This window comes from uncultured Methylobacterium sp. (genome assembly GCF_964244095.1).
GTDB lineage: Bacteria > Pseudomonadota > Alphaproteobacteria > Rhizobiales > Beijerinckiaceae > Methylobacterium.
On sequence record NZ_CAXTHR010000146.1, the window covers coordinates 1 to 10,304 of the forward strand.

General features: G+C 74.6%; 12 protein-coding genes. 5 read left to right on the top strand and 7 right to left on the bottom strand.

Annotation, left to right across the window (positions count from 1 at the left end; translation table 11 throughout):
• Nucleotides 1-189: 189 nt before the first annotated feature.
• Nucleotides 190-591, top strand: a complete 402-nt coding sequence (locus ACFE86_RS18390; protein WP_375456765.1) for a F0F1 ATP synthase subunit epsilon — start codon at nucleotides 190-192, stop codon at nucleotides 589-591.
• A gap of 16 nt (nucleotides 592-607) precedes the next feature.
• Here ACFE86_RS18390 and ACFE86_RS18395 read toward each other — a convergent pair whose 3' ends face one another.
• The 7 genes from ACFE86_RS18395 to ACFE86_RS18425 form a co-directional block, all read right to left on the bottom strand.
• Entirely contained in the window at nucleotides 608-1,885 is a 1,278-nt protein-coding gene (locus ACFE86_RS18395) for a CCA tRNA nucleotidyltransferase (RefSeq protein ID WP_375456766.1), read from the bottom strand.
• Nucleotides 1,885-2,142 (bottom strand): DUF6111 family protein, encoded by a 258-nt coding sequence (locus tag ACFE86_RS18400; protein ID WP_375456767.1) that lies wholly within the window; start codon nucleotides 2,140-2,142, stop codon nucleotides 1,885-1,887. Before ACFE86_RS18400 ends, ACFE86_RS18395 begins: the two co-directional genes overlap by 1 nt.
• A 9-nt stretch (nucleotides 2,143-2,151) precedes the next feature.
• Nucleotides 2,152-2,892: a CoA pyrophosphatase gene (locus ACFE86_RS18405; RefSeq protein WP_375456768.1), complete on the bottom strand. Its 741-nt coding sequence runs from the start codon at nucleotides 2,890-2,892 to the stop codon at nucleotides 2,152-2,154.
• Nucleotides 2,889-3,473 (bottom strand): DUF1285 domain-containing protein, encoded by a 585-nt coding sequence (locus tag ACFE86_RS18410; RefSeq protein ID WP_375456769.1) that lies wholly within the window; start codon nucleotides 3,471-3,473, stop codon nucleotides 2,889-2,891. Before ACFE86_RS18410 ends, ACFE86_RS18405 begins: the two co-directional genes overlap by 4 nt.
• 7 nt (nucleotides 3,474-3,480) lie before the next feature.
• Nucleotides 3,481-3,951 (bottom strand): PaaI family thioesterase, encoded by a 471-nt coding sequence (locus tag ACFE86_RS18415; RefSeq protein ID WP_375456770.1) that lies wholly within the window; start codon nucleotides 3,949-3,951, stop codon nucleotides 3,481-3,483.
• Between the two features lie 106 nt (nucleotides 3,952-4,057).
• Complete coding sequence (hrpB, locus tag ACFE86_RS18420) at nucleotides 4,058-6,541, bottom strand: ATP-dependent helicase HrpB (protein WP_375456771.1); 2,484 nt, start codon at nucleotides 6,539-6,541, stop codon at nucleotides 4,058-4,060.
• Between the two features lie 60 nt (nucleotides 6,542-6,601).
• Nucleotides 6,602-7,486, bottom strand: a complete 885-nt coding sequence (locus ACFE86_RS18425; protein WP_375456772.1) for a LysR substrate-binding domain-containing protein — start codon at nucleotides 7,484-7,486, stop codon at nucleotides 6,602-6,604.
• A 214-nt stretch (nucleotides 7,487-7,700) separates the two neighbouring features.
• Here ACFE86_RS18425 and ACFE86_RS18430 point away from each other — a divergent pair, with 214 nt between their 5' ends.
• The 4 genes from ACFE86_RS18430 to ACFE86_RS18445 all read left to right on the top strand — a co-directional run.
• Entirely contained in the window at nucleotides 7,701-9,002 is a 1,302-nt protein-coding gene (locus tag ACFE86_RS18430) for an SLC13 family permease (RefSeq protein WP_375456773.1), read from the top strand.
• Nucleotides 9,003-9,131: 129 nt separating this feature from the next.
• Nucleotides 9,132-9,533 carry a succinate dehydrogenase, cytochrome b556 subunit gene (gene sdhC, locus ACFE86_RS18435; protein WP_375456774.1) on the top strand — a complete coding sequence of 134 codons (402 nt, stop codon included), beginning with the start codon at nucleotides 9,132-9,134 and terminating at the stop codon, nucleotides 9,531-9,533.
• 12 nt (nucleotides 9,534-9,545) lie between these two features.
• Nucleotides 9,546-9,965: a succinate dehydrogenase, hydrophobic membrane anchor protein gene (sdhD, locus tag ACFE86_RS18440; protein ID WP_375456775.1), complete on the top strand. Its 420-nt coding sequence runs from the start codon at nucleotides 9,546-9,548 to the stop codon at nucleotides 9,963-9,965.
• Nucleotides 9,966-9,997: 32 nt separating this feature from the next.
• Nucleotides 9,998-10,304 (top strand): FAD-binding protein (locus ACFE86_RS18445; protein ID WP_375456776.1); only part of this gene is annotated, 307 nt, incomplete at its 3' end.

Genomic DNA, 10,304 nt, shown 5'->3' on the forward strand with positions numbered 1-10,304 from the left:
ATCAAGGGCTTCAAGGGCCTCGTCGAGGGCAAGTACGACGACCTGCCGGAGGCGGCCTTCTACATGGTCGGCACGATCGAGGACGCCCAGGCGAAGGCCAAGAAGCTGAAGGCGGCCTGAGGGCGAAACGCCGGAGCCCCGGCCCGCGGGCCGGGGCTCCGCGACTGACAGCACGCGCGGGACCCCGACATGGCCACCTTCCAGTTCGATTTCGTCGGCCCCGAGCGGACGTTGTATTCCGGCCAGGTCGAGTCGGTGCAGCTTCCCGGCACCGAGGGCGAGATGACGGTGCTCGCCGGCCACGCGCCAGTGCTGACCTCGCTGCGCGTCGGCGTCATCGTCGTCACCGAGCGGGCCAACAGCGGCAAGCGCATCTACGTCCGCGGGGGCTTTGCCGACATCGGCCCCACCGGTGTCACGGTGCTCGCCGAGCGCGCCGCGCCGATCGAGGAGCTGACGCCCGAATCCCTCGACAAGGACATCGAGGCGGCCGAGATGCAGCGCGACGCCACCGAGGACATGCAGAAGCGGGAGGAGCTGAACGGTCAGATCGTCCAGCTCCGGGAGACCAAGAACCTCCTGAAGCTCTGACGCGGGCGCGCCTTCCTCAGGGGCCGCCGGGATCGGCGTCGCGGGTGGGTTCCGGCGGCGGCGTCCGTCGATCGCTCGCCAGCGCCAGCGCGATCAGGCGTTCCGTCGCGTCGGGGCCTGCCGGACAGCCCTCGGCCAGCCAGAGCCGGCGCGCCGCCGCCAGCGCCCGTCCGATCCGCGGACCGGCCGGGATGCCGCGGGCGACGAGATCCGCGCCGCCGACCGGGAGGACGGGGAGGGGGCCATTCCCGAGGGCTTCCCAGGCCGCCGTCGCGGCGGCGGCGATCAGTGGCCGCGGCTCGCCCGCGGTCGCCGCCAGGGCCGCGCCCACGGCCTCCGTGCCATGCTCGGCGACGAGCGCACGCAGCGCCCGGGCGTCGATCGTGGCACGACCCTTCAAAGCGGCGAGCGCCCGCGCGTAGCCGTCGAGGGCGGCGTGCTCGGCCTTCGACAGCCGCAGGGCCTTGCGCAGGCGCGCGGCGTCGTCCCGCGTCGCCACCGCCAGCGCCGCCAGCCGCGTCGCCGCCGGCGCCTTCGCGGCGGCGACCCGCGAAAGCCGCCCGGCCTCGCCGACGCCGCCGGTGATGCGGGTAAGCAGGCCGGTCTCGCTCAGAACGTCGATCGCAGCGCGCGCACCGGGGGCCATCAGCAGCTTCAGGAACTCCGCCCGGACGCGCTCGCGGGACAGGGTCGCGAGGGCGCCGCGCGCGGCGATGCAGGCGGCGAGCCCCCCCGGGTCCGGCGGCCCGTCGCCGAAGCGGGCATGGAAGCGGAAGAAGCGCAAGATCCGCAGCGCGTCCTCGCCCAGCCGCGTCGCGGCGTCGCCGATGAAACGGACCCGGCCGGCTTCGAGGTCGGCGAGGCCGCCGACGGTGTCGGCGAGGCGCCCGTCGGCGCCGAGGAAGAGCGCGTTGACGGTGAAGTCCCTGCGCTCCGCATCGCGGCGGAAATCCCGGCCGAAGCGGACGATCGCGTGGCGTCCGTCGGTCGCGATGTCCTCGCGCAGCGTCGTCACCTCGATCGGCTCGCCGCAGGCGATCAGCGTCACGGTGCCGTGCTCGATCCCGGTCGGGATCGCCTTGAGGCCGGCGGCGCGGCCGCGCGCCGCCACGGCATCGGGCAGCAGCGTGGTGGCGAGGTCGATGTCGGCGGCGTCGATCCCGAGGAGCGCGTCGCGCACGCACCCGCCGACGAGGCGGGTCTCCTCGCCCGGCACGGCGAGGGCGGCGAGCGCGGCACGGACGCCCGGCCGCGCGAGCAGCCGCGCCGGACCGTCGACGGCGAGGGTCCGCATCAGCGGAACGTGCCCGGCACGAGCGTCCCGTTCTCCATGTGGGCCGGCACGAAGCCGGCGGCGTGGCGCTCGGAGAACAGGCCGGTCAGCACCAGCGAGGCGATCACGATGGCAAGGCCCGCCATGACGAGCCGGAAGAACTGCACGTCCCAGTGCGCCCGCCGCAGCGGGTTGCGGCCGACGAGCAGCAGGTAGGCGAAGAACAGCCCGAAGGGCAGCAGGAAGAGCGCGAACTCCTCCACGAAGCGACGCAGCATGAGACCCGTTCATTCGCGAGGGCGGATGCCCTCCACGCGCTCAGATAGGGGGCCGGAGCCGGCAAGAGCAGCGCCGCCGGCCTCCCGCGCGGCGAATCCGAGCCGCGCGTGGAGATTGTGCAGGATTCCCGCGGTGACGCCCCAGATCAGCCGCTCGCCGTAGGGCAGGGCGTAGAAGCGGCGCGCGCGGCCCTGCCAGTCCCGCGTGCGCAGGCGGTAGCGCGCCGGGTCCGTCAGGATGGAGAGCGGCACCTCGAAGATCGCGTCGACCTCGGCCGGGTTCGGGGCGAGCCGCGCCTCCGGATCGATCAGCCCGATCGCCGGCACGACGAGGAAGCCGGTCGCCGAGAGGTAGGGATCGAGGTAACCGAGCATCCGGACGCAGGCGGGGGCAAGACCGATCTCCTCCTCCGCCTCGCGCAACGCGGCCGCGAGCGGGCTCGCATCCCCCGGATTGATCTTGCCGCCGGGCAGGGCGACCTGACCCGAATGGTCGCGCAGGTGGCCCGCGCGCTGGGTCAGCACGACCGCGAGCCCAGCCGTGCGCGCCACCACCGGCACCAGCACGGCGGCGCGGCGGTGCGGCGGCGGCGGGATGACGGCGCTGCCGTCCGGCTCCAGGCTGTGGTCGCCGCGCGGGTTCACGGTCGGATCGTCCGGCCCCGGCGGATCGCGCGACAGGCCCGCTTCCGCACGGGCGAGGAAGTCGGCGAGATCCGCCTCGGCCGCGGGCGACCGCACGCGGCTCACGCGACCTCGGCCGGGGCGATGCGGTGGAAGCGGCCGCCGGCCGCGATCCCGAACCAGGGCACGCCGTCGATCGCGCGCGCTTCGCCGAGCGCGACGAGGTCGTAGGTCAGCGCCCGCGTCACCAGGGCCCACAGGCCGCGCCGCACGTGCAGGTAGGGTTTGAGCGCCCCGGTGCCGGTCTGCTCGAAGCGCAGTCCGTGCTCGGCATCGACGGGCACGAGGTCGTCAACGTTGGTGCGGAAGCTGATGCGGCGGGCCTCGCCCGCGCCGTCGACCGCCATCTCGACGGCGACGAAGGCGGCGTCCTCGACGGTGATGGCCAGCTTCTCCACCGGCGTCACCAGCACGGTGCGCCCGTCCGGCTCGCGCCGCAGGATCGAGGCGAACAGCTTCACGAGCCTCGGGCGGCGGATCCGGCTGCCGTCGTGGAACCACGTGCCGTCCGCGGCGATCCGGATGTCGATCGCGCCGCAATCGGGCGGATTCCAAGTCTCCACCGGCGGCAGCCCGCGCGCGGGCAGGCCGGCCAGCGCCGCGCCGAGGCGGGCGAGGGTCGGGTCGGTGGCGGGTTGCGCGCTCATCGCGCTTCTAGATAGGCGCGGGCGGCGGGGCGGGAACCGGGGCGCTCTCCGGGCGCCTGCGAAGGATCTTCCACACGCCGGTGGCGAGGGCGACGATGCGCTCGGCGTGCCGGACCTCGCAGCGCAGGAAGACCAGCGAGCCGGTGCGCTTGACCACCTCCGGCGCCACGGTGATCCAGTCGCCGATCCGCGCGGTGTCGATGAACTGCATCTCCATCTGGATCGTGACGCAGTTCGCCCCGTCGGCCGCCCGCATCGCGGTCTCGCCGAGCGCGCGGTCGGCGAAGCTCATCAGCATGCCGCCGTGGACGACGCCGATCAGGTTGGCGTGCTTGCCCGCGGCGCGGAAGGCGTAGGCGCCGTCCGCCGCGCGGACATGGACGGGGCCGACATGGGCGATGAAGCCGGTGTCGCGGATGGGGGCCCAGCCGGACGCATCCGGGTCTTCGGGTTCGGGCGGGGCGGTGTCGGGCGGCATGCGTCGGATGTCTCGACAGGGTCGGGCGGGCCTCGCGCATCCTCGTGCCCCGGCCGCGCCGCGTCCAGCGGCTCCCGGAAGAGCGCCGGCCGGTCGGCCCCGCGGGTCACGTCCCCCGGGGCTTCGCACGTCGCGTCGGGGGCGCCTCCAGCGGGTTCTCCGGCCAGGGGTGGCGAGGATAGCGGCCGCGCATCTCGGCGCGGACCGCGCTCCACGAGCCGCGCCAGAAGCCGGGCAGGTCGCGGGTGATCTGCACCGGGCGGTGCCCGGGCGAGAGCAGGTGGAGGACCAGCGGCACGCCGCCGACCGCCGGGTGCGCCGCCAGCCCGAACAGTTCCTGCACCCGCACCGCCAGCGCCGGGCCGCCTTCGGCCGCGTAATCGACGGGCAGGCGCGAGCCGGTCGGCACCTCCACGTGGGTCGGCGCCTGCGCGTCGAGGCGCGCGCGCAGCGCCCAGGGCAGCAGCCCGTGCAGCGCCTCGCCGAGATCGGCGGCGGTGACGGCGTCGAGGCCGAGCCGGCCGATGAGCGCCGGGGCGAGCCACGCCTCCACGGTCGCGGCCAGGGCGGCATCCGACAGGTCCGGCCATGCCTCGCCCTCCGCGGCGCGCAGGAACGCGATGCGGGCGCGCCACTGCGCGAGCGCCGGTGTCCAGGGCAGCCGGTCGAGGCCGAGGCCGGCGATCCCGCGGGCGAGGATGCGGGCGGATTCGGCGTCCGGCGGCACCGGCAGCGTGCGCTCGCCCAGGGTGATCGCGCCGAGGCGGCGCAGGCTGCGCGCCCGCAGCGCGCAGGCCGCGGCATCGAACGCCACCTGCGTCGCCGCCGCGATGCGGTCGGGAAAACCCGCCTCGATGGCCTCACGGGTGATGGCGGCGGCGGCGAGGATGCGGGCGTTGCCGGCAGCCCCCACGATGTCGGCCACGACGAGGAACGCTTCGCGGGCGAGCGGCGAGGCGGGGTCGAGGCGCCCGGCCCGGCCGTTAGCCATCACGAACTCGCCGTCGCGCCCGCGGGCCTTGGCCACCCGGTCGGGATAGGCCAGCGCGAGGAGCGATCCGGCCGTCGGCGCGGGCGCGCCGCGATCCTGCGCCGCGGACCCGGTCGTCGCGGATCGCGCCCAGCCCTGCGCCATCCGGCGCATGTCGGCGGCGCGCCGGCCGTGGTCGCGGCGGAATACCGCGACGCGATCGGTAAGGTCGATCGCGTCGCCGCCCAGGCCGCGCTCGACCAGCACCGCGGCGAGGTCGGCGGCGGCTCCGGCTGCGGCTCCGGCGGCCACCACCATGCGCGCGAGCCGCGGCGGCAGGGGCAGCGCCCGCAGGCGCGCGCCGGTCGGGGTGAGCCGCCCGTCGGCATCGATCGCGCCGAGGTCCCGCAGCATCGTGCGCGCCTCGTTCAGGGCCGGCGGGGGCGGAGGATCGAGGAAGGCGAGGGTGCCGGGGTCGGTCACGCCCCATTCGGCGCAATCGAGCACCAGCCCGGCCAGATCCGCGCAGACGATCTCGGGGCGGGCGAAGGGTTCGAGCGCCGCGGTCGCGGCCTCGGCCCAGAGCCGCCAGCACACGCCGGGTTCGGTGCGGCCGGCGCGGCCGCGGCGCTGGTCGACCGAGGCGCGGGACGCGCGGGCGGTCACGAGGCGGGTCAGCCCGAGCCCGGGCTCGTAGACCGGCACCCGCGCGAGCCCGGAATCGACCACGATGCGCACGCCCTCGATCGTCAGCGAGGTCTCGGCGATACTGGTGGCGAGCACCACCTTGCGCGCGCCCGGCCCCGCGGGCGCCACGGCGCGGTCCTGCTCGGCGGGCGTGAGGGCGCCGTAGAGCGGCGCGAGCGTGGTCCCGGCCCCGACCCGGCCCTCCAGCAGCGCGGCGACGCGGCGGATCTCGGCCTGGCCGGGCAGGAAGGCCAGCACGGAGCCCGGATCGGCCCGCAGCGCCCGCAGGACCGCCTCGGCCATCGCGTCCTCGATCCGGCGGGTCGGGTCGCGCTCGGCGTGGCGGGTCTCGACCGGGAAGGCGCGCCCCTCCGACGCGATCACCGGCGCGCCGCCCAGGAGCCGCGCGACGCGGGCGCCGTCGAGCGTGGCCGACATCACCAGGAGGCGCAGGTCCTCCCGGAGCGCCGACCGCGCGTCGAGCGCCAGGGCGAGGCCGAGGTCGGCGTCGAGCGAGCGTTCGTGGAACTCGTCGAACAGCACAGCGCCGACGCCGGAGAGTTCCGGGTCGCCGAGGATCATCCGGGTGAAGACGCCCTCGGTGACGACCTCGATCCGGGTGCGCGCGGAAATCCTGGAGCCGAGGCGCACGCGCAGGCCGACGGTGTCGCCGACGCGCTCCCCCAGGGTCGCGGCCATGCGCTCGGCGGCGGCCCGGGCCGCGAGGCGCCGCGGCTCCAGCAGGACGATCTTGCGGCCGTCCAGCCAGCCGGCGGCGAGGAGCGCCAGCGGCACCCGCGTGGTCTTGCCGGCGCCGGGCGACGCGACCAGCACCGCGGCGCCTCCCCCGGCCATGGCCGCGCCGAGCGCCGGCAGCACCGCATCGATCGGCAGCGCGCTCGGAGACGGAACGGTCGCGGGAAGATCGGACATCGCGGCCGCTGATGCCGCGATGTCCGCCGCGGGGCAACCGGCGCGATCACGCCGCGCCGCTCACGCGCGCAGGTGCATCACGAAATCGCGCGCGAAGGCCGGGAGCGCGTCGAGGTCGCGCAGGCACAGCGTCAGGTCGCGGGTCGCCCACGGCTCGGTCAGCGGCACCACGGCGATGTCGAGGCCGCGCGCCACCCGCCGGGCCATGCTCTCGGGTACGATGCCAAGGCCGACGCGGGCGTCGACGAGGCGGCAGACCGCATCGAACCCGCGCAACTGCACGCGCAACCGCATCGGGCGCCCGACCCGGGCCGCCTTGTCGGCCAGGAACCGGGTGAGCGCGCTCGCCCGGTCGAGCCCGACGAGGTCGTAGGCAAGCACCTCGGCGAAGGCGACCGCCGCGCGCCCCGCCAGCGGATGCGTGCCGGCGGCCACGAGCACGAACCGGTCCTGCCGGAACGGGAAGGTCTGGAGATCGCCGGTATCGACCGCGCCCGACAGGATGCCGAGATCGGCCGTGCCGTCCGCGACGCGCCCGACGATCTCGTCGGAAGTGTGCTCGTCGATCTCGACGCTGATGCCGGGGTTCTTCGCAAGATAGGCGGCCAGCGCGTCGGGGAGGAACTCGGTGAGCGCGTTGGTGTTGGCCAGCACCCGGATCTGCCCGACGGTGCCGTCGGAGAAGGCCGACAGCGCGTCCTGCATCCGCTCGATGCCGGCGATGAGGCCGCGGGCATGGGCGAGCAGCGCGCGGCCCGCCGGCGTCGGGGTGACGCCGAGGCGGTTGCGCGTCAGGAGCGCGGCGCCGAGGGAGGTCTTCATCGCCCGGATCCGGGTCGAGGCGGCGGCGAGCGCGAGGTTGGCGCGTCCCGCCCCGTGGGTGATCGAGCCGGCCTCGACCACGTGGCGGAACAGGGCGAGATCGACGAGGTCGAAGCGCAGCACCGCGTCGTACCCTTCACGTCGGACTCCGCCGCCCGTGAAGTCCGGCGGCCTTCCCTCACCCTCCGCAAAGGGCTGCCGGATTCACACATCGCGCAGGGCGAGCGACCCCATCCTTCGCCGTATGCGAAGGCTTCGTCAACGAGGGCCGCATTGCGAACCGCTCCGAAGTGGCGCGTAGGCTCGGCGCGGAACGAGCGGGCGGGGGCGGCAGGGCATGGGAGGCGAGGCGGCGATCCTGACGACCGGCGCGCTGCTCGTGCTGTGCATGGGGCTGTGGGCGACGGCGCTGGTGGCGGAGATCGTCACGGCGCTGCTGTTCTTCGCGCTCGCCATGCTGCTCGGGCTCGGCACGCCCGCGACGGTGTTCTCGGGCTTTGCCGCCTCGGCCTTCTGGCTGGTGATGTCGGGGATGGTGGTGGGCCTCGCGATGGTCCGCACCGGGCTCGGCGCCCGGCTGGCGCAGACCTTGAGCCGGCACCTGTCCGGCTCCTATCCGCGCTTCATCGGCGGGCTCGTGGCGTTCAGCTTCGGCCTCGCCTTCGTGATGCCGTCCAATCTCGGGCGCATCGCCCTGATGATCCCGGTGACGCTCGCGCTCTGTGACGCCTTCGGGCTCGTTGCCGGGCGCCGGGGCCGGGTCGGCGCGGTGATGGCGGTGGGGCTCGCGACCCCGATCCTGTCGGCGGCGATCCTGCCCGCCAACGTGCCGAACCTCGTGATGGCCGGCGCCGCCGAGCGGCTCCAGGGCCTCCACCTCACCTACCTGCCCTATCTCTGGCTGCACGCGCCGGTGCTGGCGCTGGTCAAGGGCGTGGTGCTGGTCGCGGTGATCGTGCGGATCTGTCCCGACCGGCTGGAGGCGGGCGCCGCGGCGCTCCCGCCCCTGCCGTCGGCCTCGGCCGCGGAGCGCCGGCTGGCGCTGATCCTGGCCGGGACGCTCGCCCTGTGGATGACCGACGGCCTGCACGGGATCGCCCCGGCCTGGGTCGGGCTCTCGGCCGCGGTGATCTGCCTGATGCCGCGGGTCGGCGTCCTGCCGGCCGACGCCTTCGCGCAGGTCTCGCTGCGCACCTGCTTCTACATCGCCGCGCTGCTCGGCCTCGTGGCGCTGGTCGACGAGACGGGGCTGGGCGCGCGCCTCGGCCACGCGCTGCTCGCGGTCGCCCCGCTCGCCCCCGGCGCCGCGGCGCAGAATTTCGCGGTGCTGACCGGCATCAGTACGATCCTGACGCTCGTCGTCACCGCCAACGGCGCGCCGGCGCTCTACACCGCGCTCGCCGGCGAAATGGCCGGCGCCAGCGGCCTGCCGCTCCTCGACGTGGTGATGGTGCAGGTGGTGGGCTACGCGACCCTGTTCTTTCCCTACCAGGCGCCGCCGATCGTGTTCGCGCGGGAACTCGGCGGGGTGTCGCTCAAGGACGCGACCCGGGCGACCTTCGCCTACGGCGTCGCCTCGCTGCTGATCGCCGCGCCGCTCGACTTCCTGTGGTGGCGGATCATCGGGCGGCTGCCGTGACGCGCGGCAGGCGATACCGGATCGGAATCGTCAGCGCCGGCCGGTCATGCCGCATTGCGGCGCGGCGCCCGGCGCTCTAGCCCAGGCAGATTAGAGACGGTCCAGTTCGCAACGCGAGGCTCCCGCACGATGGCACCCACCGCCCGCCCCTCGGTCGCCCAGCCGCTCTCGCCCCATCTCCAGATCTACCGCTGGACCTGGACGATGGCGATGTCGGTGTTCCACCGCATCACCGGCACGGCGCTCTACGGCGGCACGGCCCTGGTGGCGGTCTGGCTCGTGGCGCTCGCCTCGGGCCCGGCGGCCTATGCCTGGGTGGCGTGGTTCTTCGGCTCGTGGATCGGGCGGATCGTGCTGTTTGCCTACACCTTCGTGCTGCTGCACCACATGCTCGGGGGCCTGCGCCACTTCGTGTGGGATGCCGGCTACGGCTTCGACCGCGACAAGCGCATGGCGCTCGCCCGCGCCACCCTGATCGGCTCGGCGACGCTGACGCTCGTCGTCTGGGCGCTCGCCCTGCTGGTGCGCTGAGGAGACCCGCCCATGGCCAAGGCCAAGATCCTTCAGGACCCGCAGGTCTCGATCCGCACGCCGCGCGCCCGCGTGCGCGGCCTCGGCGTCGCCCATCACGGCGTCGGGCACTGGTGGATGCAGCGGCTGACGGCGGCTGCCAACGCGCCGCTGATGCTCGCCTTCGTGGCGATCATCGCCCTCATGGCCGGCCGCACCTACCCGGAGGCGGTGGCCCTGGTGTCGCACCCGGCGGTCGCGATCGTCCTGATCCTGGCCGTGGCCTCGGTCGCGATCCACATGCGGTTGGGGATGCAGGTGATCATCGAGGATTACGTCCACAGCCCGGCCCTGAAGATCGCGGCCGTGTTCGCCAACAATTTTTACGCGGTCGTCGTCGCCGTGGCCTGCCTCTACGCGATCCTGCGCGTGGGGCTCGGCCGCCTCGTCTGACCCGTCAACAAACGCCCAGGGAGCCGCAAGCCATGGCCGCCAACGGAACCGCGAACGCCTACACCATCATCGACCACACCTTCGACGTGGTGGTCGTCGGCGCGGGCGGCGCGGGGCTTCGCGCCACGGTCGGCTGCTCGCAGGCGGGCCTGCGCACCGCCTGCATCAGCAAGGTGTTCCCGACGCGTTCGCACACGGTGGCGGCGCAAGGGGGCATCTCGGCCTCGCTCGGCAACATGGGGCCCGACGACTGGCGCTGGCACATGTACGACACCGTGAAGGGCTCGGACTGGCTCGGCGACCAGGACGCGATCGAGTACCTCGTGCGCAACGCGCCCG